The organism is Caulobacter segnis (genome assembly GCF_003243465.1).
Lineage (GTDB): Bacteria > Pseudomonadota > Alphaproteobacteria > Caulobacterales > Caulobacteraceae > Caulobacter > Caulobacter segnis_A.
In genome coordinates this window covers 29,886-51,806 of the sequence record NZ_QFQZ01000012.1, presented here as the reverse complement: position 1 = coordinate 51,806, position 21,921 = coordinate 29,886, and the positions used below count along the sequence as shown (strand labels likewise).

The window sequence follows — 21,921 nt, the reverse complement described above, 5'->3', positions numbered from 1 at the left end:
GCTTCGCCGACAGCTCCCCCAACGGAGGAGCAGATTCCGTTTTGAGCTCTACCGCCGCTTCCCGCGCCGGACGCCCTTGGGCAACCCGCCGCGCGGCTTCACCGCCGCTTGCCGACGCGCGCCGAGCCGTGGGCGCGGCGCCTTCGGGTCGGGCGGCAGCGGATCGCTGAGCATTTCGAACAGCAGGCCGCCCGTGACCGGCGTCGCCTCGACCAGCTTGACCTCGACGGAGAGGCCCAGAGGCCAGCGCTTGCCCGTCCGTTCGCCGACCAGGGCGTGCATCTTGTCGTCGTGGACGAAGAACTCCGCGCCCAGGCTGGAAACCGGCACGAGTCCGTCGGCCCCGGTGTCGGTCAGCTTGATGAACAGGCCAAAGCGGGTGACGCCGGTGATCCGACCCTCGAAGGTCGCACCCACGCGATCGGCCAGGAAGGCGGCGATGTAGCGGTCGGTGGCGTCGCGCTCGGCGGCCATGGCCCGGCGCTCGGCGTGGGTGATGACCTCGGCCGTGTCCTTGATCTGGGCGATGTCCTGGTCGGTCAGGCCGTCGGTCCCGAGCCCGAGCGCCCGGATCAGGCCCCGATGCACGATCAGGTCGGCATAGCGGCGGATCGGGCTGGTGAAGTGGGCGTACTTGGCGAGGTTCAGGCCGAAGTGGCCGATGTTCTCGCTGCTGTAGTGGGCCTGCATCTGGGTGCGCAGGACCACCTCGTTGATGATCGCCGCGTTCGGGCTCTCGCGCGTCTCGTCCAAGAGCTTGTTGAACCGCGAGGTTTGCGGTGCCTCGCCCTTGCTCCAGCGGATCTCCAGGGTCTGCAGGAAGTCGGCCAGATTCTGCACCTTCTCCAGGCTCGGCGTGTCGTGCACCCGGTAGATCAGGGGCGATCGCCTGGCCTCCAGGCTCTCGGCGGCGCAGACATTGGCCTGCACCATCATCTCCTCGATCAGCTTGTGGGCTTCGAGGGCGGCGCGCTTGGTGATCGAGGCGATCTCGCCTTCGCGGATGATGATCCGGCGCTCGTCGCTCTCGATGGCCAGCGGCGAGCGCGCCTCGCGGCCGATCTTCATCGTATGATAGGCGGCCCAGAGGGGCTTGAGGATGGGGTCAAGCAGCGGACCGGTCTTGTCGTCGGGTTGGCCGTCGATGGCGGCCTGGGCCTGCTCGTAGGAGAGCTTGGCCGCCGAGCGCATCAGGCCGCGCACGAACTTGTGGCCCTTCTTCCGGCCCGACTTGTCGAACACCATCCGCACCGCCAGTGTGGCGCGGTTCTCGCCCTCGCGCAGCGAGCACAGGCCGTTCGACAGGGTTTCGGGCAGCATCGGCTCCACCCGGTCGGGGAAGTAGACGCTGTTGCCCTTCTCGCGCGCGTCGCGGTCCAGGGCCGAGCCAGGGCGCACATAGGCCGCGACGTCAGCGATCGCGACCCAGACGATCCAGCCGCCGACGTTCGTGGCGTCCGGATCAGGGTGGGCGTAGACGGCGTCGTCGTGGTCGCGGGCGTCCACCGGGTCGATGGTCACGAACGGCAGGTCGCGCAGGTCGTCGCGGCCCGACAGGGTCGGCTCGACGGCGGCCTTGGCCTCCTGTTCGGCCTCCTCAGAGAAGCCGGTCGGGATGCCGTGGCTGTGGATGGCGATCAGCGAGGCGGCGCGGGGATCGTTCTCGGTCCCGACCACCTCCAGCACCTTGCCGGGCTTGGGTCCGTAGCGGCCGCCGTGCGTGCCGACCTGGGCGACGACCAGGTCGCCGTCCTTGAAGTCGTGGGCGACGCTGGGATCGAGGACCAGGCTTTCCTTGGACTTGCGGTCGACCGGCTCGACGCGGACCTCGCGGCGGTGCTTGCGGATCACGCCCAGGATCTTGTGAGCGCTCTGGCCCAGCTTCTTGATCAGGCGCGCCTCGAACTCGCCGGTCTCCAGCCGTTCGAAGCGGACCAGCAGGCGGTCGCCCAGGCCCGGCGCGCCGCCGGCGGCCTCGCCCTTGCCAGGCGCCAGGCGCACATTCGGCACGTCGTCGTCGGACTTGGTGAGCTTGACATAGAGCTCGCCGTCGCTGTCGCGCTCGACCACGTCGGCCACGCCGACGGGGGGCAGGGAGCCGGCCTCGGCGAAGCCCTTGCGGCCGCGCTTGGCCAGCGCGCCTTGCGCTTCCAGCTCGCGGATCATCTCGCGCAGGGCCCGGCGATCGGCGCCCTTCAGGCCGAAGTGCCGGGCGATGTCGGCCTTGCCGGTCTCGCCGGCGTCGCGCAGGAACGCCAGCAGCGTCTCACGATCGGGCAGGCCGGCCGGCGGGCGAGGCTTGAAGGTCTTGGGCGGGCGAAGTTTGGCCATGCCCTGCCTTAACGCGTTCGGCGGACTTAGGGAAACGCGGGGTGGGATAAGTCGACCATAGCCGACCTCCCCGGCGAATGCCGGGGCCCAGATTCAGCCTGAGCGGTTTGAGGGCTCGCGCCAGTCGGTCTTGCATCAAAGCGGACGCGTCTATGGGTTCGATCTGGGCCCCGGCATTCGCCGGGGAGATCGGAAGAAGAGAACTCTAGTACAGATCCTCGATCGACTTCGGGACCTGTGGTTCGGCCGGCTTGGGCGCGGCCTCGGCGGCCGGCGGCGTCGCGGGCGGGGCCTCGATCACCGGCGCGGGAGCATCCTGCTCGGTCGTTTCCACCTCGACGGCCTTGGGCTTTGGCGCCTCGACCGGCGGCGGCTCGTAGGCGAGGGCGGGCGCGGCGTCCTTGACCGGCACGCCCGAGACCTCGGCCAGGGGCTGTGTGGAGGTCGCCGCGCCGCCGCGGTCGATCTTCATCGCGTTGGTCAGGCCGAGGGCGAAGCCGGCGACGCAGCACAGGACCAGCGCCGTCAGCACCACGTTCAGCGGCAGGGGACGTTCCAGCGTCGTCATGCGCCTAATCTACTCCCGTCCAATCGGCCTGAACAGGCTCAGCCCTCGTCGTCCCACGGCGCGGCGCCGTCATCCGAGCCGGCGGCGGCCTTGGCCTTCGGCGCGGCTTTCTTGGCGGCCGGCTTTTTCGCGGCGGTCTTCTTAGCGGGCTTGTCCGCCTCGGCTTTCGTCGCGGCTTTCTTCGGAGCAGCGGCCTTCTTGGCCGGCTTCTTGCCGCCGCCCTTTGCCGCGCGCTCGGCGATCAACGCGACCGCCTCCTCGAGGGTGATGGCGGCCGGGTCCTTGCCCTTGGGCACATTGGCGTTGGTGTCGCCGTGCTTGATGTAGGGGCCGAAGCGACCCGACAGCACGCGGATCGGCTTGCCGTCCTCGGGGTGATTGCCGAGCTCGGCCAGGGCCGCCGCCGCCGCGCGCTGCGGACGACCGCCGCCGGCGCGCTTGTCGGCCAGGATGGCGACGGCGCGGTTCAGGCCGACGTCGAACACCTCGTCGGCGTTCTCCAGATTGGCGTAGGTGCCGTCGTGCAGCACGAAGGGCCCAAAGCGCCCCAGGCCCGCCGTGATGACCTTGCCGTCGTCCGGGTGCTTGCCCACCTCGCGCGGCAGGGAGAGCAGGCGCAGGGCCTTTTCCAGGTCCATGGCCGAAGCGATCCAGCCCTTCGGCAGGGACGAGCGCTTGGGCTTGTCGCCCTCGGCCGCCAGTTCCTCGACATAGGGGCCAAAGCGGCCATTCTTCAGCCACACGGCGCGGCCGGTCGCCGGATTGACGCCCAGCTCCTTGTCGGCGCTCTCGGCCTCGCCGTCGCCTTCGGACACGCCCAGCTGGCGGGTGTAGCGGCACTCCGGATAGTTCGAGCAGCCGATGAAGGCGCCGAACTTGCCGGTCTTCAAGGAGAGCTGTCCCGTGCCGCAGGTCGGGCACAGGCGCGGGTTGGAGCCATCGCCCTTGTCGGGGAAGATGTGCGGGCCCAGGGCTTCGTTCAGGGCGTCCAGGACGTTGGTCGTGCGCAGCTCGGCGATCTCGCCGACGGCGGCGTGGAAGTCCTTCCAGAAGTCGCGGAGGAACTGCTTCCAGTCCAGCTTGCCGTCCGAGACGAGGTCCAGCTGCTCTTCAAGGGCGGCCGTGAAGTCGTATTCGACATAGCGCTTGAAGAACTGCTCCAGGAACGCGGTGACCAGGCGGCCTTTGTCCTCGGGGATGAAGCGCTGCTTCTCCATGCGGACATATTCGCGGTCGCGCAGCACGCCCAGCACCGAGGCGTAGGTCGAGGGACGGCCGATGCCCAGCTCTTCCATCTTCTTGACGAGGCTTGCTTCCGAATAGCGCGGGGGCGGTTCGGTGAAGTGCTGGTCGGCGCGGGCCTCGCGTACCTGGGCGGCCGCGCCCTCGGTGATGGCGGGCAGGCGGGCGCTGTCCTCGTCGCCCTCGTCATCGCGGCCTTCCTCGTAGACCGCGAGGTAGCCGGGAAACTGCACGACCTGGCCAGTGGCGCGCAGGCCGGTCTTGCCGTCGGCGCTCTCCAGGTCGACCGTGGTGCGCTCGATGCGGGCGCTTTCCATCTGCGAGGCGATGGTGCGCTTCCAGATCAGCTCGTACAGGCGGCCCAGCTCCGGCTCCAGGCGCAGCGAGCCCGGGTTGCGGTTCAGGCTGGTCGGGCGGATGGCCTCGTGGGCCTCCTGGGCGTTCTTGGCCTTGGACTTGTAGAGGCGCGGGGCGTCGGGGACGTATTCCTTGCCATAGACCTTGCCGATCACGTCGCGGGCTTCGGTGATCGCCTCGGGCGCCATCGAGACGCCGTCGGTCCGCATGTAGGTGATCAGGCCGACGGTCTCGCCGCCGATGTCGACGCCTTCGTACAGCTTCTGCGCCGCCTGCATGGTGCGCTGGGCCGAGAAGCCCAGCTTGCGGGCGGCTTCCTGCTGCAGGGTCGAGGTGGTGAACGGCGGGGCGGGCGAGCGCTTGCCGGGCTTCTTCTCGACGGCCTCGACCTTGAACACGGCCGCCTGTACGGCGGCCTTGGCGGCCAGGGCCGAGGTCTCGTCGCCGAGGTCGAACTTGGTGAGCTTCTTGCCCTCGTGCTTGACCAAACGCGCCAGGAACGGGTCCGAGCCGGCCGAGACGTCGGCCTCGACGGTCCAGTATTCCTGGGTCTTGAAGCGCTCGATCTCCAGCTCGCGGTCGACGACCAGGCGCAGGGCGACCGACTGCACGCGGCCGGCCGAGCGCGAGCCGGGCAGCTTGCGCCACAGCACCGGCGAGAGGGTGAAGCCGACCAGATAGTCGAGGGCGCGGCGGGCGAGGTAGGCCTCGACCAGCTCCATGTCGAGGTCGCGCGGGGCCTTCATGGCCTCGGTCACCGCGGCCTTGGTGATGGCGTTGAAGGTGACGCGCTGGACCGACTTGTCCTTCAGCGCCTTCTTCTTGTTCAGGACTTCCAGCACGTGCCAGCTGATCGCCTCGCCTTCGCGATCCGGGTCGGTGGCCAGAATCAGGCGGTCGGCCTTCTTCATGGCGTCGACGATGTCGCTGACGCGCTTGGAGGCCTTGGCGTCGACTTCCCAGCTCATGGCGAAGTCGTTGTCGGGCTCCACCGAGCCGTCCTTGGACGGCAGGTCGCGGATATGGCCGTAGGAAGCGAGAACCGTGTAGTCGGACCCGAGGTACTTGTTGATGGTCTTGGCCTTGGCCGGGCTCTCGACGACGACGACGTTCATTATGACTCTGGGCTGGAAGGCGGATCGCCCGGGAGGCGAGCGCCGGGGAAAGTGGGGCCCGCTTGGGGGTCTGTCAACGCGGGCTCTGCCGAACGGCCGCGCTTTGGGCCGCTGGTAGCCGCTTGTTAAGACGCTTGTGCGAGTTTTCTTGCCTGGTTTTGTGACTGTTCGCCGATGGACCTAACCGTCAACAGGATCGCCACCGAGGCCTATGTCTCGCCGATCCGCCCGATCAAGCCCGTAACCTCCAACGCCGAACGCGCGGATCTCGCCAATCGGATGAAGGAGGCCGTGCGCGCCGCGCCGGCCGCCGGGACGGGGCTTGTCCTGGACATGACCGTCTAGCGAATTATGCGCGCTCCCGATCCGGCGAACGATGGCGGGCGGGGCGAACCTAGCGCCTCGGCGCGTCATCTGCGCCGGAGGCCGTGGCCATGAACGTCAAGCATCGCAACAATGTCACCATCCTGGGCGAGGGCGGCCAAACCGTGCTGTTCGCTCACGGTTTCGGCTGCGACCAGTCTATGTGGCGGCTGGTGGCCCCGCACTTCGTCGACCACGCCAAGGTGGCGCTCTTTGACCACGTCGGCGCGGGCGCCTCGGATGTCGGCGCCTATGACCAGGACAAGTATGCGGGTCTGGAAGGCTACGCTACCGACGTCATCGAGATCTGCGAGACGCAGGGCTTGCGCGACGTCGTGTTCGTCGGCCATTCGGTCAGCGCGATGATCGGCGTGCTGGCGGCCGGCCGGCGGCCGGACCTGTTCTCGCGGCTTGTGCTGATCGGGGCCTCGCCGCGGTTCGCCAACGACGGAGACTATTTCGGCGGGTTCGACGAGGCGGATCTGGAGGACCTGCTCGAATTGCTGGCCAAGAACCAGATGGACTGGTCTGGCGCGATCGCCCCCGCCGTCGTCGCCGACGACGCGTTCCAGGACGAATGGCGGGCGAGCGTCTGCCGCATCGATCCAGACGTCGCCAAGGACTTCGCCCGCGCGACCTTCCTGTCCGACCACCGCGCCGATTGCGGGAAGGTCGTCACGCCGACGCTGCTGATCGAGCGCAGCGAGGACACTCTGGCCCCGCCGCAGGTCGGCGCCTTCGTCCACGCCGCCATCCCCGGCAGCCGACGCGTCGTTCTGGAAGCCGCCGGTCACAGCCCGCACCTGACCGCGCCGGGGGCGGTGGTCGAGGCGATGCGCGCCTTCCTAGACGACGCGCGCGCCAGCCGACACTGACGGAGCCTGGCGTCCAGATGTCCCACGACGCGGCGGTTGGGCTGCAAGATCTCGCGCCGTGCGGCCTGCTGGTGCTGAATCCTGAATGGGGCATCCTGTCCGCCAACCGCTATGTCCTGGACGTTTCGGGCCGCTCGTCAGAGGCGCTGGGCGCGTCGCCCAAGTTCACGACGCTGCTGACCGTGGCCAGCCGGATCCTGGTCGAGGGACGGCTGCAGCCGCAGCTGGCGGTCGAGGGGCGCGTCGAGGAGATCGCCCTGGACATTCGGCGGCCGGACGGCGTCCGCGTGCCGATCCTGCTGAACGCCATGCAGGAAAAGGACGCCGACGGCCTGCCCGGCCGCATCCACGTTGCCTTGATCCGCGCCGTCGCCAAGCGCGCCTATGAGGCCGAGGTGCCCAAGGCGCGCCAGGAAGCCCAGGCCGCGCAACGGGTGAAAGCCGACTTCCTGGCCAATGTCAGCCACGAGATCCGCACGCCGCTCAATGGCGTGATCGGCGTGTTGGGCGCGCTGCGCGGGACCGGGCTCACCGCCCGCCAGCAGGATATGGTGGCGCTGATCGAATCGTCGGCCGTGACCCTGGAGCGCCTCGTCGGCGACATCCTGGAGATCTCCAAGGTCGAGGCGGCGACCCTGTCGCTCGAGACACGGCCGTTCAGGCCTCTGGACGACCTGCGGGGCGTGCTGGATCTCACCGCCCTGGCGGCGCAGGGCAAGGGTCTGGCGTTCAGCGAGCGCCTGGGTGCTGGCCTTGACCGTCGCCTGGTCGGCGATGGCGTCCGCCTCAAGCAGATCCTCAACAATCTGACGTCCAACGCCGTCAAGTTCACCCAGGCGGGCGGCGTCGCGGTCGACCTGGCGGTCGAGGAGCGCGAGGGCGTTCCCAACCTGCTGATGGTCGTGGAGGACAGCGGCGTGGGCTTCGACGAGGCCGAGGCCGAGGCGCTGTTCCAGCACTTCCATCAGGTCGAGGGGGGACTGGCGCGCCGGTTCGGCGGGGTGGGCCTGGGGCTCTCGATCACCAGGGCCCTGGTCGATCTGATGGGCGGATCGATCACCGCCAGCTCGCGGCCGGGGCAGGGCAGCGTCTTCTCGGTGAGCCTTCCCCTGGCGTGGGCGGACGAGGACAGCGCCGACGAACGCCAGGCCGCGACCGCCGATCTTGATCGTCCGCTGCGGGTGCTGCTGGTCGAGGACAATCCGACCAACCAGCAGGTCGTCCGCATGATCCTCGAGCAGGCCGACGTCGCGCTCCGCGTGGCCGACAACGGCGCCATCGGCCTCGAGGCCTGGCGGGGAAATCCGTTCGACGTGGTCCTGATGGACATGCAGATGCCGGTCATGGACGGCCTGACCGCCATTCGCGCTATCCGCGGGGAGGAGGCCGGCGCGGGGCTGCCGCGCACGCCGATCGCGGTGCTCAGCGCCAACGCCATGGACCACCATCGGGCCGAAGCGCTCGATGCGGGCGCGGACCTCCATATCGCCAAGCCGATCACCGCCGCCGGCCTGCTGATCGGCATCAACACCGTCCTGTCCGCGGGCTGAACGGGCCCGACGGAGGCCGCCAAGCGTGGCCATTCGCCCACTTCCTGACGTGGAGCCATGCTCCACAGGTCCTCGGACCGGCGCTTCGGTCCGTGGCGCGGCGAGTCGATGGCGCGGTGGAGACGACGTGGCGGCAAGGGCGCGGCCCTGGTTGTGAGCCTGGCGGCGCACGCCGCGGCCGTGGCGGTGCTGCTGAGCGCCCACGTGACCCCCGCGCCGCCGGAGCCCCCGTCGGTGATGGTGTCGCTGGTGGATCCTCCAGAGCCTCCGCCGCCTCCACCGCCACCGCCGCCCGCGCCGCATGACGCCCCCAAGTCGCCGGTGAACGCGCCGAAGAAGCCGCCTTCGCCGGAGAAGCCCAAGGACAAGGCGCGGGCCGCACCGCGCTCGCCGCTGCGCGTGACCAAGGCCCCTATACCCAAGGACGTGACGCCGCTGCCGGCCAATCCCAAGCCCGCGCCGGCCCGGGTGATGGGCCTGGGCGAGGCCGAGTTGATGGGCGCGGCCAGCGCCGGTTCTGGGAGCGGCGGCGGGGGCGGCGGTGCGGGCTGCGACATGGTCCGGCTGCTGCAGGAGGGGCTGCGCAAGAACCCCCGGGCTCGCGCCTCGCTGATGCGCGCCCACGCCGCCACCGTCGGCGCCGGTCGCGCGCCGCTGGTCTGGAGTGGCGACTGGGTGCGCACCGACGGCGAGGAGGGCGACGGTCTCTCGGGCCTACGCGAGATGATCATGATGGAGGTCGCCTTCGCCCCCGCCGCCTGCCGCGCCGAGCCGATGCGGGGGCTCGTCTTGATCTCGCTGAACGACGGTCCCGGCGCGGCGCGCTTCGCCCTGGGCGGCGGCCACTGGCGGTGGTCCGACCTGCTGTTCGCCAAGGGCGCGCGGCGCGGGGGTTAGGCCGTTTTGCGCGGCCTGCCGCCCTTGGCGCCGTTGGCCCGGGCGGCCGCCGCCTTGGCCGGCGACGTCGCCAGACCCGCCCTGCGCGCCAGATGAGCGCGCGTTCCGAACAGGTCAGCCAACAGGCCTGGCACGGTCAGGTCCAGATCCAGAGTCTCCCAGTGCAGGCCATAGCCCGTTCCCAGCACCTGCACCGCGGCGACCGAGGCCGGTTCGGCGTTCGCCAACTCCGTCACCAGCGCCGTGGGGAAGGCGAAGGACGCGCCATTGGTCAGGTCGACCGTGATCTTCCGCGCCTTCGGATCATAGCGCGCGGCGCAGGCGCGGGGTTCGTCAAGCCGGGCTTGCCGGCCTCGCCCTAGGGCGGCGTCGATCTGGGCGTCGGTCAGCTCAGCCATGCATTTCGCTCCAACGCGTCAGGAGCATCTCCCGATGATCGTCGACGACAGCGACCGCTCGCCGAACGTCGGCGCGGCTGAAACCAACGGTCCAGACAAGCTCCGCATTTCCCTCGTCGCCGAGGAGATTGATCTTGGCTTCGCCGTCCCCGAAGACATGGACGTGGGCCGGTTCATGGTCGTTGGAGAAGATCACGATCCGCAGGCCTTCCACGCGAAGAACGGTCACCATCGAGCATAACCCATCAGGATCGGTTTCTAAAGCCCCGCCACCAGGCCACCGTCCAGGAACTCAGCCCGGCCGGCCAGGCTCAGCTCGACCAGCGCGGCCATCACCGCCGAGGTCGGGGCGGCGACCGCGCGGATCAGGTCGTTGCGAGAGACCGGCGTCGGCGAGAGCAGGGCGGCCACGCGTTCGCGCAGCCCATCCGGATCGACGTCGGCGGGCGGCTCCGGATCGTAGGCGCGGTCCCGCTCGCGCACCCGTGACCCGCCCGCCAGCGACCGCAGGACGTCCTCGGCGCCCTCGCACAGGATCGCGCCCTGCCTGATGAGGTCGTTGGTCCCCTTCGAGCGCGGATCCAGGGGCGAGCCGGGCACGGCGAAGACATCGCGGCCCTGCTCGGCCGCCAGGCGCGCGGTGATCAGCGAGCCGGACTTGAGCTCGGCCTCGACCACGACGACGCCCAGCGACAGGCCCGAGATGATGCGGTTGCGGCGGGGGAAGTCCTTGGCCTGGGCGCGGCGGTCCGGGGCGCTTTCGGAGACGATGCAGCCCTCGGCGGCGAGACGGGCGTGCAGCTTGTCGTGTTCCGGCGGATAGATGTCGGCCACCCCGCCGCCCAGCACGGCGACGGCCCCGGTGGCGAGCGAGCCTTCGTGCGCCGCGCCGTCGATGCCGCGCGCCATGCCCGAGACCACGACATAGCCTGCGGTTCCAAGCTCGCCGGCCAATTGCCGCGCGAAGCGTTGGCCGGCGGCCGAAGCGATGCGGGCGCCGACGATGGCGATGGACGGCTCTGACAGCAGCTCGGCGCGGCCCAGGGCCCACAGCACCGGCGGCGGCGGATCGAGGGCGGCCAGGCGCGAGGGGAAGTCCGGCTCGCAGCCGCACAGCAGCCGCGCGCCCAGCGCTTCGCCGGCCTCCAGCTCGCGCTCGATCGCCTCGCGCGGCGGCAAGGAAAGCGGGACGGCGCGGCCGCCCTTGCGGGAGAGGTCGGGCAGGGCCGACAGGGCCCGCTCGGGCGTGCCGTAGCGGGCCAGCAGGTGGTCGAAGGCGACGGGGCCGACCGTCTCGGTGCGCGCCAGGCGAAGCCAGGCCAGGCGCTGGATGTCCGACAGTCGGCTTGGGGTCACGGCGTCTCGGGGGCGGCCGGCGGGGCCGTCTTCTTCTTGCCGATCTTCGGCTCCTCGCCTTCCAGCAAGCGCGCGATGTTCTCGCGGTGGCGGATCAGGATCAGGATCGCCATGAAGATGGCCAGGCCCAGGAACGGGCGGGGCTGGTCGGTGGCGATGGCGAAGGGGGCGGCCAGGACGGCGGCGGTCAGGGCGGCCAGGGAGCTGATGCGGAACAGCGCGGCCATGGCCAGCCAGGTGATCGCCGCCAGCACGCCCACCGGCCAGCAGGCGCTGAGCAGCACCCCGTAGAAGGTGGCGACGCCTTTGCCGCCCTTGAACTTCAGCCACACGGGGAACAGGTGGCCCAGGAAGGCCGCTCCGCTGGCCAGGGCGATCACGGCGGGGTTGCCGTGGGTGAGGTAGCGGGCCAGAAGCACCGCGGCCACGCCCTTGCCGCCGTCGCCCAGCAGGGTGATCAGAGCCAGATCCTTGCGGCCGGAGCGCAGCACATTGGTCGCGCCGATGTTGCCCGAACCGATCTGCCGGATGTCGCCGGCGCCGCCCAGGCGGGTGGCGATCAGGCCGAACGGGATCGATCCCAGCAGGTAGCCGCCGACCACGGTGATCGCGAGCGTCAGATAAACGGCAGGGGCGAGACTTTCCACGTTTGCTACCTTAAAGAGAGTTTTGCGCGAGCTCAAGCGCGCCGTGTCAGGGCAGGGTGTAAATCGGTTCGATCCGCGGGCAAAGCCGTGCGGAGTCTCTGGAGGGAGGAGGCATGACGGCGAAGGTCGAGCTGGGGCGTGGCGAGGGGGCTCGCGGCGGCTGGGGCGTCTGGGTTCTGGCCACGGCGCTGGCCGAGCTGTTCGGGGTGGTTCTCGGCGCCTGTTGGTGGGTGTGGGCCGACGGCCTCAATCCCGAGCCTGACGGCCTCGCCCAGCAGCTGGCCATGCTGTTGCTGAAGGCGCTGTCGGGCGCGCCGGAAGGGCTGGTGCTGGGCTTGACGCAGGCGAGCCTGCTCAGCCGGCGCCTGCCGCAGCTCTCCGTCGTGCGCTGGACGGCGGCGACCTGCGCCGTGGCGGTGGTCGGCTGGGCCGTCGGATCGTCGTTCGCGATCTTCGCAACCGGCGACGGCGGCGCGACTTTCGATCCCGGCGTCGGCGAGACGATCCTGATGGCGGCGGGCTTTGGTCTCGTGGTCGGCGCGCTGTTTGGCGGGGCGCAATCCCTGGCGCTGGGCGGCCTGGGCGTCAGCCGCTGGCCGTGGATCCTGGGCAACGCGACGGGCTGGGCCATGGGCCTGCCGGCGATCTATGTCGCGGCTTCGGGCGCGGCGGTCGCCCCGCTCTGGATCCTGGGCGCGGTCGGCGGCCTCGTCGCCGGCGCCTTCGTCGGCCTTGCGACCGCCGTGGCCGCCGCCTTCATGACGCGGAGGGTTTAGAGCACTTTCGAGCGAAGTGGTCCCGGTTCGCGTGAAGAAAAATGCGCTAAAACAAGCGACTAGAGCTCACGACCTGACTCCGTCAGGTCGTGAAATGCTCTAGCCCTCCGCCCGGTGGACCACCCGGCCGTCCACGACCGTCATCAGCACCTGGCCCTGCAGGCGACGACCGTCGAACGGCGAGTTCTTCGACTTCGACAGCAGGCGGGCGGCGTCGACGATGATCGGCGCGTCGATGTCGCACAGCACCAGGTCCGCCGGCGCGCCCGGCGCGATCCGCCCGCCCCGCAGGCCCAGCAGCCCGGCCGGGGCGAGGGTGACGGCGCGGATCAGGTCCACGAGCGCGATGCGCTCCTCGTGATACAGCGACAGCAGGGCCGGCAGCAGGGTCTCCAGGCCCACCGCGCCCGGCGCGGCCTCGTCAAACGGCAGGCGCTTGTCCTCGGCCGGGGCCGGGCTGTGCGAGGAGACGACGACGTCGATCAGGCCTGACGCGAGCGCCTCGATCAGCGCCTGGCGGTCGTCCTCGCCGCGCAGGGGGGGATTGAGCTTGGCGAAGGTGCGGTAGTCGCCGATATCCAGCTCGTTGAAGGACAGGTGGTTGATCGACACCGAGGCGTGGATCCGCAGACCTTTGCCCTTGGCGCGCGCCAGGGTCTCCAGAGCCTGGGCCGAGGTGATCTGGTCGACCAGCAGCTTGCCGCCGGTAGCTTCCAGCAGGGCGACGTCGCGCTCCAGCATGATCCGCTCGGCCATCGGCGAGATCGAGGGCAGGCCCATGCGGCCGGCGAACTCGCCGCCGATCGCCGCGCCGCCCTTGCCAAGCCATGGGTCCATCGGCCGGTGGGCCAACAGGGCGTCGAAGCCCTTCGCATAGGTCAGGACGCGCTGCATGACCTTGCTGTCGACGATTGGCTTGCCCGCGTCGGTGACATAGACGCAGCCAGCCTCGCGCATCAGGCCGATCTCGGCCATCTGCTCGCCCTTCAGGCCGCGCGTCGCCGCGCCGGCCACCAGGATGCGGGCGCTGTCGATGTCGCGCGCCCGGCGCAGGATGAAGTCGACGACGCTGGGATCGTCGATCGCCGGCGCGGTGTCGGGCTGGACCACGAACGAGGTGACGCCGCCCGCCGCCGCGGCCTTGGCCGCCGAGGCGAGGGTCTCCTTGGTCTCCGCGCCGGGCTCGCCGGTGCGGACGCGCAGGTCGATCAGGCCGGGGGCCAGCAGGGCGCCGCTGCAGTCGATGACGCGGACGGCCTTGCTGAGCTTGCCGAACTCGCGGCCCTTGGCGACGTCGGTGATGACGCCTTCCGAGACGATGACGCCGCCGGGGCCGTCATAGCCGCTTTCGGGATCGACCAGGCGGGAGTTGACGAAGGCGAGAGGCTGGGGGGCGTTCATGCTTGCGGACCTCGCGAACCGAACACAAACATCCGACCTTCCCGGCGAATGCCGGGACCCAGATTCATCCAGTGAAGTTGGGGTGATCGCGCCATCCGGCTCGGCTTCAAGCGGCGCTGTTCGAGGGTTCGATCTGGGCCCCGGCATTCGCCGGGGAGGTCGTGAATGTTCGGAGCGGTGATCATCGGCCAGCCTCGTCCAAACGCGCGGCCAAGCTGGTCAGCACCGCCATCCGGGCGGCGACGCCCATCTCGACCTGGTCCTGGATCAGGCTGATGGCCGGATCGTCGGCGACGTCGCTGTCGATCTCCACGCCCCGGTTCATGGGCCCAGGGTGCATGACCTTGGCGCCGGGCGCGGCGCGCGAAAGCTTCTCGCGATCCAGGCCGTAGAAGCGGAAGTACTCGCGGGTCGAGGGCACGAACGCGCCCTGCATCCGCTCCAACTGCAGGCGCAGCATCATGACGACGTCGGCGCCGGCCAGGCCCGACTTCATGTCGTGGTGGACGGTCACGCCCCAGCGCTCGGCCTGGGCCGGCATCAGGGTCGGCGGACCCACCAGCCGCACGCTGGCGCCCAGGGTGTGCAGCAGGGCGACGTTCGAGCGGGCGACGCGGCTGTGCAGCACGTCGCCGCAGATCGCCACGGTCAGGCCCGAGACGCGGCCGAAGGCGCGGCGGATCGACAGGGCGTCCAGCAGGGCCTGGGTGGGATGCTCGTGCTGGCCGTCGCCCGCGTTGATCACGTGGCCGCTGACCTTCTGCGAGAGCAGGCTGGCCGCGCCCGACGAGGCGTGACGCACGACCAGAAGGTCGGGCCGCATGGCGTTCAGGGTGACCGCCGTGTCGATCAGGGTCTCGCCCTTGGCCACCGACGAGGTCTTGGGGTTCATGTTGACGACGTCGGCGCCCAGCCGCTTGCCGGCCAGCTCGAACGAGCTCTGGGTCCGGGTGCTGTTCTCGAAGAACAGGTTCATCAGCGTCCGGCCCTTCAGGATGTCCAGGGTCTTGGACGTCTGCCGGTTCAGGGCCACGAAGGCCTCGGCCAGGTCCAGCAGCTCGACGGCCTGAAGCGCGTTCAGGTCGCCGGCCGAAAGAAAGTGGCGCTTGGGAAAGGCGAAGACGCGAGCGCGGATCGTCTCGATCGCCGCGTGGGCGGGGTCATGGGCTGAAGCCGTCATGAGCCCGCGTCATAGGCGGCTTTGGGCGGGAAGGGAAGCGAAGGAGGGGAAACGCTCTGTGGAGGATGTCATGCCGATGACAATCGTCCACCGCCGCAGGCGCCCACCTGACCTGCTTCGCAGGTCGTCCGCCCCCGAAGGGGGCAGAAGGAAACGCGCTCTTTCTTCCCCCTCCGGGGGAGGAGCGCCGCAGGCGCGGAGGGGGCGAGTACGAGCGTTCGTGGCGCTCTATCATCCGCGTATCCGGAATCGAAGTGAGCGATTTCAACCACTTCTCACTTTTGCACGCCGCTGCATCATCCGCGTTGAAACCGCCCGTATGCTTTACCCACCTCGTCGCGAGGAAAGGGCGCATGGCCAGCGACCATCGTGGCGGCGGGGGGCGATCGAGCGGGGACAGGTCCGAGGGGGATACTCGGACGGTCCGGGGACCTGACGCTGGTCAGGCCCGCCCGCCGCTGGCGTGGTTGGAGGCAAAGGGATGTGTCTTAGCCTGTAGTGGCTCGTCCTTTCCGACCGCTGGGTCACCGGGAAACCGGGAACCCAGGTCCCGGTAAGGCCTGAACAGGGCCACCCGACGGGGACGCTGGCGGATAACGGTCGCGCGGAGCGTTCGGGCTTCGTCGAAACGGTAACCACTACTCACACTCCGGACGTCGTCCGGCGCTCCGCGTCCCTTTCCACACCTTCAGCGAGCGATCGCGTGAAGCGGCGGAGGCGTGCTTGTGGGGAGCGCTTTCTCTCCTCCCCCTCCGGGGGAGGGGGACCAGCGAAGCTGGTGGAGGGGGGGCTGTGCGGCGGGGTTAGATCCTGTGGTCGACCGGTTGATTCACGGTGATCGTGGCCGGCTCGGCTGGCCCCTCCACCGCCGTTCGGCGGTCCCCTTCCCCCGATGGGGGAGGAGAGATAATTAGAAAGCCCGCAGCCGCTCCAGCGCGCCCTGCAGGATCCAGCCGGCGGCCATCTTGTCGACGACCTCGTCCCGACGCTTGCGAGACACGTCATGCTCATCGATCAGCACCCGCGTCACCGCCGCCGTCGACAGGCGCTCGTCCCAGAAGGTGATGGGCAGGTCGGGCTTGAGGCGCAGCAGGTTGCGGCCCAGGGCGCGATTGGACTGGCAGCGAACGCCTTCCGTGCCGTCCATGTTCATCGGCAGGCCGATGACGATGCCCACCGCGCCGCGGCTGTCCATCAGCTTGAACAGCGCCTCGGCGTCCTTGCTGAACTTGGTCTTTTCGATCAGGGCGAGCGGGCTGGCGACGGTGCGGGTGATGTCGGAGACGGCCACGCCGATGGTCTTCTCGCCGGGGTCCAGGCCCACGACGGGGGCGTACTGTGGGAGGGCGGCGGCGAAGTCTTCGATGTCGAGAACGGGCATGGCCCTCTTTATCAGGAGCCGCGCCGCTTGAAACCTTGTCTCCGGCCTAGTAACCGACGCGTTCGAATTTCAGGAGATCCCCATGGCCATTGACGCCGCCACGGTGCGGAAGGTCGCCCGGCTCGCCCGCATCGCCGAACCCGAAGAGCGCATCGAAGCCCTGGCCAACGAGCTCAACGGCATCATGACCTGGATCGAGCAGCTGGCCGAGGTCGACACCGACGGCTGTGAGCCGCTGACCAGCGTCGTGGCCGCCGGCCTGCCGCTGCGCGACGACGTGGTGACCATGGGCGGCGATCCGGCCCGGGTGACCGCCAACGCGCCGAAGTCGGTGGGCAACTTCTTCGTCGTGCCGAAGGTGGTCGAATAATGAGCGCCCTCACGAACCTGACCCTGAAGGCCGCCGTCGATGGCCTGGCCAAGGGCGACTTCACCTCGGTCGAGCTGACCAAGGCGCACATCGAAGCGATCGAGGCCGCGCGCGGCCTGAACGCCTACATCCTGGAGACGCCGGAAAAGGCGCTGGACATGGCCGCCCAGTCCGACGCCCGTCGCGCGGCGGGCCAAGCCGGTCCGCTGGAAGGCGCGCCGCTGGGCGTGAAGGACCTCTTCTGCACCGAGGGCGTGCGCACCACGGCCTGCTCGAAGATCCTGGAAAACTTCGTCCCGACCTACGAGTCGACCGTCACCAGCCAACTGTGGCGCGACGGCGCGGTCATGCTGGGCAAGCTGAACCTCGACCAGTTCGCCATGGGCTCGTCGAACGAGACCTCCTATTTCGGGCCGGTCACCAACCCCTGGCGCGCGAAGGGCTCGAACAAGGCCCTGACGCCGGGCGGCTCGTCCGGCGGTTCGGCCGCGGCCGTCGCGGCGGACCTGTGCCTGGGCGCCACGGCCACCGACACCGGCGGCTCGATCCGTCAGCCGGCCGCCTTCACCGGGACCGTCGGCATCAAGCCGACCTACGGCCGCTGCTCGCGCTGGGGCGTCGTGGCCTTCGCCAGCTCGCTGGACCAGGCTGGCCCGATCGCCAAGACCGTCGAGGACGCGGCCCTGCTGCTGACCTCGATGTCGGGCCATGACCCCAAGGACTCGACCAGCCTCGACATCCCGGTTCCGGACTTCACCCAGTTCGTCGGCAAGTCGGTGAAGGGCCTGAAGATCGGCATTCCGAAGGAATACCGCGTCGACAACATGCCCGCCGAGATCGAGAAGCTGTGGCAGGACGGCATCGCCTGGCTGAAGGAAGCCGGCTGCGAGATCGTCGACATCAGCCTGCCGCACACCAAGTACGCCCTGCCGGCCTACTACATCGTGGCTCCTGCCGAGGCCTCGTCCAACCTGGCCCGCTATGACGGCATGCGCTACGGCCTGCGCGAAGAGGGCGCCAACCTCACCGAGATCTACGAGAACACCCGCGCCGCCGGCTTCGGCGACGAGGTCAAGCGCCGCATCCTGATCGGCACCTACGTGCTGTCGGCCGGCTATTATGACGCCTACTACCTGAAGGCCCTGAAGGTGCGCCGCCGCATCGCCGAGGACTTCGACAACGCCTGGGCCCAGTGCGACGCCATCCTCACCCCGACCGCGCCCTCGGCGGCGTTCGGCCTGGGCGAGAATTCGAACGACCCGATCGCCATGTACCTGAACGACGTCTTCACGGTGACGACGAACCTGGCGGGCCTGCCGGGCCTCAGCCTGCCGGCCGGCCTCGATGCCAACGGCCTGCCGCTGGGTCTGCAGATCATCGGCAAGCCTCTGGACGAGGCGACGGTGTTCTCGGTGGCCGGGGCGGTCGAGAAGGCCGCGGGCTTCAAGGCCAAGGCCGAGAAGTGGTGGTGACGTAAAAAGGGCGGCTCCGGTGGAGCCGCCCTTCTTCGTTCAGGGGTGTGGGACCCTGGGGATTACATCGGCGCGCTGGGATCGCTCGCCGGAACCGGCGCCGACGGGGCGGGAACCACCAGCGGAGCCGGGTCAGCGATCGCCGGGGCCGGGGCGGCGCTCACGGTCGGCGGCGCGGCCGGGACGGTGGCGCTGACATTGGTCGCGGCGCTCGACGCGTCAGGCGCGCTGGTCTCGACCGGGGCGGCGCGGCGGGGGGCCGGACGGACCGGAGCTGCGGCGCGCGGCGTCGTGGAGCGGGCGACCGGCGCCGGGGCGGGCATCTCGTTGGCGGCCAGCTCGGTCGGCTGCGGGATGGGCGACGGCGTGGTCTCCGGAGCCAGCGGCGCCTTCAGCGGCGCGGGGCTCTGGGCGGCGGCGGTCTGGAGCGACTGAGGATCGGTCGGCGCCTCGGCTCGATTTGCGCTCATGCCCCAGATCAGCGCGCCGGCGGCGACGACGACCACGGGAGCGCCGATCAGCAGCAAGTTGTTCGACGCCTTTTTCTTCGGCGTGCGAGCATAGACCGGCTGCGAGGGAAAGAGGGCCGAAGCATTCGCGTCCGTCGTGACGGCGGGTTCGGGCGCATCGAAGTTCAGGGTGGGGCGGGTAGTGTAAGCGGTGGGCATTTCTACCTCCGTAAGTGAGCTGTTCGAGAAAATGAACGATGCGATAACTCAGCGGTTCCCTTGCCCTGCAATGGCGCCGGATTTGACGGATTCTCGCCTTATTCTGAGATCCCGAAGAACGAACGCTTCCACTCGCCGCCAAAGCCTTGAAAGCCTTGCCGGCCTTTAGGTTGGAGAACATGCGTGGAGCGACGTCCCAGAGCTTTTCCGGCCTAGGGCGCTTGATGTAGAGAGACGGCCATGACGCAAGAATCCAAACAGATCCAAGGCCGCACCGGCCCCTGGGAAATGGTCCTCGGTCTCGAGGTGCACGCCCAGGTCGCCAGCAAGTCCAAGCTCTTCTCCGGCGCCGCCGTCGGCTTCGGCGCGGGCCCGAACGAGCAGGTCAGCCTCGTGGACGCCGCCATGCCGGGCATGTTGCCGGTGCTGAACAGGTTCTGCGTCGAGCAAGCGGTGAAGACCGGCCTGGGCCTGAAGGCCCAGATCAACCTGAAGAGCCGCTTCGACCGGAAGAACTACTTCTATCCGGACCTGCCGCAGGGCTATCAGATCAGCCAGTTCGACCAGCCGATCGTCGGCGAGGGCGTGGTGAGCGTCGAGCGCGACGACGGCACGACCTTCGACGTGCGCATCGAGCGGCTGCACCTGGAACAGGACGCCGGCAAGTCGCTGCACGACCAGGACCCGAACGCGACCTATGTCGACCTGAACCGCGCGGGCACGGCGCTGATGGAGATCGTCTCCAAGCCCGACATGCGCACCTCGGAAGAGGCGGCCGCCTACGTCAAGAAGCTGCGGACGATCCTCGTCTATCTGGGCACCTGCGACGGCGACATGGAGAAGGGCAACCTGCGCGCCGACGTGAACGTCTCGGTCTGCCGCCCCGGCGACTACGAGAAGTTCCGCGCCACGGGCGACTTCAAGCACCTGGGCACGCGTTGCGAGATCAAGAACGTCAACTCGTATCGCTACATCCAGCAGGCCATCGAGTACGAGGCGCGTCGTCAGATCGAGATCCTGGAGGATGGCGGCAAGATCGACCAGGAGACCCGCCTGTTCGACCCGAACAAGGGCGAGACCCGCTCGATGCGCAGCAAGGAAGAGGCGCACGACTATCGCTACTTCCCGGATCCGGACCTGCTGCCGCTGGTGCTGGACTCGGCCTGGGTGAAGTCGATCGAGGAGACTTTGCCGGAACTGCCGGACGCCAAGAAGGCGCGCCTGCAGAGCCAGTATGGCCTCTCGGCCTATGACGCCGGCGTGCTGATTATCGACGCCGACCGCGCCGACTACTTCGAGGCCGCCGCGAAAGGCCGCGACGCCAAGCTGGTGGCCAACTGGGTGACGAACGAGCTCCTGGCCAAGCTGTCGGCCGCGGGGACCGAGTTTTCGAACTCGCCGCTGCCGTCGTCGGACATCGCCCAGCTGGTCGAACTGATCGAGAACGGCACGATCTCGTCGAAGATCGCCAAGGAGGTCTTCGAGCACATGTGGGCCGGCGAGGGGCGGCCCGCCGAGATCGTCGAGAAGCGCGGCCTGGTTCAGATCAACGACACCGGCGCGATCGAGAAGGCCATCGACGACCTGATCGCCGGCAATCCGGACAAGGCCGAGGCCGTGAAGGAGAAGCCTCAGGCGCTTGGCTGGTTCGTCGGCCAGGTCATGAAGGCCACCGGCGGCAAGGCCAATCCGGCCACCGTCAACGAGCTCCTGCGCAAGAAGCTCGGCGTCGAATAGGCGCGACGGATCGCCGAACATGACGAGGGCCCGCGGTGGAAACCGCGGGCCCTTCTTCGTTGATGCGAATGCTTTTCTTATTGCGGCGTGGTCGGGCCGGCCGGCGCGCTCGGATCGGTCGAGGACGGCGTCGCCGCATCGCCGCGGTGGTCCTTGTGCTTCTTGCTCTTCTTGGCGGGCTTCTCGCCCGTCATCGCCGAGCCGTCGGCGGCCGTCGGCGCGGTCGCCGAGGTCGGCGTGCCGGCGCTGTCGGCCGGAGCGGCGGTCTCGGGCGAGGTCTGGGTCGTCGCGCCCGTGGAACTCGTCGAGTCGCTGGTCGGGGCGGTGCTGGTCGTCGGCGGCGGGCTGGCCGGCGAAGTTTGGGGCAGGGTGGTTTGGGCCATGGCCGAGCCGGCGAAGGCGACGGCGGCCAGGGCGACGGCGGCGGTGGTGATACGCGGGGTCTTCATGGTCTCGGACCTGTTGCGGCGGCGTCGGGTTGTGACGCACCGTTCACGCTGGGCCGCCAATGCGGTCGAAATGACTTCGTAATCGGGCCTTTGCGCCGCATGCGCGACAGGGTTGCGGCGAGCATGGCGGCAAAGCGGCGTCCCAGGCATAGCCCAGGACGCCGTCCGAGCCGTGCAGGACCCGGCAGGTCTAGCGGTTGGCGATGACCTCGAAGATCAGGCCCGTGGCGATGGCCGCGAGCACGTAGTCATTGCCGGTGCGGTACCAATAATAGCCGCGGGGCGGCGGCCGCAGGTGGTAGCGATAGTAGTCGTTCACGACATAACCTCCGCCGCGATAGTAGGACGGCAGGTAGGCGCCCCGTCGCCAGGCCTCATAGCCCGGACGATACCCGGGACGACCGTAGTAGGCGGCGGGTGGCGGGCCGTAGTGCCAGCGGCTGTTGTAGTAGTAGCCATTGTGGCGGCCGTGATCCCAGCGGTCGCCCCGGTCCCAGCGGTCGCGGCGATCCCAGCCGTTGTGGCGGCCATTGTCGTGGTGGCCGCGATCACGATCCCAGTCGCGGTCCCGATGATCCCAGCGGCCGCGATCCTGTGCGCTGGCCTCCGTCGCCGACAGGCTCATCGGGCCGGCCACCGAGGCGACGGCGGCGATGGTGAGCAGCAGACGTTTCATGTCGTCTTCTCCTAAGGACGGCGGCCTAAGCCGCCGAGAGATTCCCTCGACCTTTGAACGCATGATCTGTGCTCGCGACTGAACCGCGCCTGAATGGCGGTGACAGGCAGGG

Annotated in this window: 22 protein-coding genes and 2 pseudogenes; 10 read left to right on the top strand and 14 right to left on the bottom strand. The window is 69.3% G+C overall.

Annotation, left to right across the window (positions count from 1 at the left end; all coding sequences use genetic code 11):
- Positions 1–48: 48 nt before the first annotated feature.
- From rnr to topA, 3 genes are all read right to left on the bottom strand, one after another.
- Positions 49–2,331: a ribonuclease R gene (gene rnr, locus DI526_RS05995; protein WP_304275333.1), complete on the bottom strand. Its 2,283-nt coding sequence runs from the start codon at positions 2,329–2,331 to the stop codon at positions 49–51.
- A gap of 205 nt (positions 2,332–2,536) precedes the next feature.
- Entirely contained in the window at positions 2,537–2,899 is a 363-nt protein-coding gene (locus DI526_RS05990) for a hypothetical protein (protein WP_304275330.1), read from the bottom strand.
- Positions 2,900–2,937: 38 nt separating this feature from the next.
- Entirely contained in the window at positions 2,938–5,613 is a 2,676-nt protein-coding gene (gene topA / locus DI526_RS05985) for a type I DNA topoisomerase (RefSeq protein WP_304275329.1), read from the bottom strand.
- Between the two features lie 174 nt (positions 5,614–5,787).
- Here topA and DI526_RS05980 point away from each other — a divergent pair, with 174 nt between their 5' ends.
- The 4 genes from DI526_RS05980 to DI526_RS05965 all read left to right on the top strand — a co-directional run bounded on the left by DI526_RS05980 (position 5,788) and on the right by DI526_RS05965 (position 9,298).
- Positions 5,788–5,958 carry a hypothetical protein gene (locus DI526_RS05980; RefSeq protein WP_304275327.1) on the top strand — a complete coding sequence of 57 codons (171 nt, stop codon included), beginning with the start codon at positions 5,788–5,790 and terminating at the stop codon, positions 5,956–5,958.
- 89 nt (positions 5,959–6,047) lie between these two features.
- A complete protein-coding gene (locus tag DI526_RS05975) occupies positions 6,048–6,851 on the top strand; it encodes an alpha/beta fold hydrolase (protein ID WP_304275326.1) in 804 nt (267 codons plus the stop codon).
- A 17-nt stretch (positions 6,852–6,868) separates the two neighbouring features.
- The gene (locus tag DI526_RS05970; RefSeq protein ID WP_304275324.1) at positions 6,869–8,401 is read left to right on the top strand and encodes an ATP-binding protein; all 1,533 of its coding nucleotides are present in this window, start codon (positions 6,869–6,871) and stop codon (positions 8,399–8,401) included.
- Between the two features lie 108 nt (positions 8,402–8,509).
- Complete coding sequence (locus DI526_RS05965; RefSeq protein ID WP_304275415.1) at positions 8,510–9,298, top strand: hypothetical protein; 789 nt, start codon at positions 8,510–8,512, stop codon at positions 9,296–9,298.
- Here the strand turns inward: DI526_RS05965 and DI526_RS05960 are convergent.
- From DI526_RS05960 to plsY, 4 genes are read right to left on the bottom strand one after another with little or no spacing between them, the layout of a single operon-like run.
- On the bottom strand, positions 9,295–9,696 hold the full coding sequence (locus DI526_RS05960) for a DUF2442 domain-containing protein (protein WP_304275320.1): 402 nt from the start codon (positions 9,694–9,696) through the stop codon (positions 9,295–9,297). The two genes, DI526_RS05965 and DI526_RS05960, sit on opposite strands and share 4 nt — an antisense overlap.
- Positions 9,689–9,928, bottom strand: coding sequence for a DUF4160 domain-containing protein (locus DI526_RS23380; RefSeq protein ID WP_369691897.1), 240 nt, complete (start codon positions 9,926–9,928; stop codon positions 9,689–9,691). Before DI526_RS23380 ends, DI526_RS05960 begins: the two co-directional genes overlap by 8 nt.
- A gap of 26 nt (positions 9,929–9,954) precedes the next feature.
- Positions 9,955–11,052 (bottom strand): DNA-processing protein DprA, encoded by a 1,098-nt coding sequence (gene dprA, locus DI526_RS05950; RefSeq protein ID WP_304275315.1) that lies wholly within the window; start codon positions 11,050–11,052, stop codon positions 9,955–9,957.
- Positions 11,049–11,699, bottom strand: coding sequence for a glycerol-3-phosphate 1-O-acyltransferase PlsY (gene plsY, locus DI526_RS05945; RefSeq protein ID WP_304275312.1), 651 nt, complete (start codon positions 11,697–11,699; stop codon positions 11,049–11,051). The genes dprA and plsY overlap by 4 nt, the downstream gene beginning before the upstream one ends.
- 113 nt (positions 11,700–11,812) lie before the next feature.
- On the opposite strand from plsY, the gene DI526_RS05940 reads away from it, so the two are divergent.
- Positions 11,813–12,475, top strand: a complete 663-nt coding sequence (locus DI526_RS05940) for a hypothetical protein (protein ID WP_304275310.1) — start codon at positions 11,813–11,815, stop codon at positions 12,473–12,475.
- 99 nt (positions 12,476–12,574) lie between these two features.
- Here DI526_RS05940 and pyrC read toward each other — a convergent pair whose 3' ends face one another.
- Positions 12,575–13,876, bottom strand: coding sequence for a dihydroorotase (gene pyrC / locus DI526_RS05935; protein WP_304275308.1), 1,302 nt, complete (start codon positions 13,874–13,876; stop codon positions 12,575–12,577).
- Between the two features lie 181 nt (positions 13,877–14,057).
- Entirely contained in the window at positions 14,058–15,056 is a 999-nt protein-coding gene (locus DI526_RS05930; RefSeq protein ID WP_304275305.1) for an aspartate carbamoyltransferase catalytic subunit, read from the bottom strand.
- Between the two features lie 319 nt (positions 15,057–15,375).
- Here DI526_RS05930 and DI526_RS05925 point away from each other — a divergent pair.
- Positions 15,376–15,523: pseudogene (locus tag DI526_RS05925) on the top strand (hypothetical protein); the annotation flags it as partial.
- Positions 15,524–15,580: 57 nt separating this feature from the next.
- Here DI526_RS05925 and DI526_RS05920 read toward each other — a convergent pair.
- A pseudogene (locus DI526_RS05920) lies at positions 15,581–15,772 on the bottom strand (hypothetical protein); the annotation flags it as partial.
- A 111-nt stretch (positions 15,773–15,883) separates the two neighbouring features.
- On the opposite strand from DI526_RS05920, the gene DI526_RS05915 reads away from it, so the two are divergent.
- Complete coding sequence (locus DI526_RS05915; protein WP_304275412.1) at positions 15,884–15,970, top strand: hypothetical protein; 87 nt, start codon at positions 15,884–15,886, stop codon at positions 15,968–15,970.
- Here DI526_RS05915 and ruvX read toward each other — a convergent pair.
- Entirely contained in the window at positions 15,967–16,437 is a 471-nt protein-coding gene (gene ruvX / locus DI526_RS05910; RefSeq protein ID WP_304275304.1) for a Holliday junction resolvase RuvX, read from the bottom strand. The genes DI526_RS05915 and ruvX overlap by 4 nt on opposite strands.
- A gap of 82 nt (positions 16,438–16,519) precedes the next feature.
- Between ruvX and gatC the strand changes: the two genes are divergently transcribed.
- Positions 16,520–16,807 (top strand): Asp-tRNA(Asn)/Glu-tRNA(Gln) amidotransferase subunit GatC, encoded by a 288-nt coding sequence (gene gatC, locus DI526_RS05905; protein ID WP_304275301.1) that lies wholly within the window; start codon positions 16,520–16,522, stop codon positions 16,805–16,807.
- Complete coding sequence (gene gatA / locus DI526_RS05900; RefSeq protein ID WP_304275298.1) at positions 16,807–18,279, top strand: Asp-tRNA(Asn)/Glu-tRNA(Gln) amidotransferase subunit GatA; 1,473 nt, start codon at positions 16,807–16,809, stop codon at positions 18,277–18,279. The genes gatC and gatA overlap by 1 nt, the downstream gene beginning before the upstream one ends.
- A 62-nt stretch (positions 18,280–18,341) precedes the next feature.
- Here gatA and DI526_RS05895 read toward each other — a convergent pair whose 3' ends face one another.
- Entirely contained in the window at positions 18,342–18,947 is a 606-nt protein-coding gene (locus DI526_RS05895; RefSeq protein ID WP_304275296.1) for a hypothetical protein, read from the bottom strand.
- Between the two features lie 240 nt (positions 18,948–19,187).
- Between DI526_RS05895 and gatB the strand changes: the two genes are divergently transcribed.
- Positions 19,188–20,684 carry an Asp-tRNA(Asn)/Glu-tRNA(Gln) amidotransferase subunit GatB gene (gene gatB, locus DI526_RS05890; protein ID WP_304275293.1) on the top strand — a complete coding sequence of 499 codons (1,497 nt, stop codon included), beginning with the start codon at positions 19,188–19,190 and terminating at the stop codon, positions 20,682–20,684.
- A gap of 77 nt (positions 20,685–20,761) precedes the next feature.
- Here the strand turns inward: gatB and DI526_RS05885 are convergent, their stop codons facing one another.
- The gene (locus tag DI526_RS05885) at positions 20,762–21,133 is read right to left on the bottom strand and encodes a proteophosphoglycan 5 (RefSeq protein WP_304275290.1); all 372 of its coding nucleotides are present in this window, start codon (positions 21,131–21,133) and stop codon (positions 20,762–20,764) included.
- A 190-nt stretch (positions 21,134–21,323) separates the two neighbouring features.
- A complete protein-coding gene (locus DI526_RS05880; protein WP_304275287.1) occupies positions 21,324–21,809 on the bottom strand; it encodes an RcnB family protein in 486 nt (161 codons plus the stop codon).
- Between the last annotated feature and the right edge of the window lie 112 nt (positions 21,810–21,921).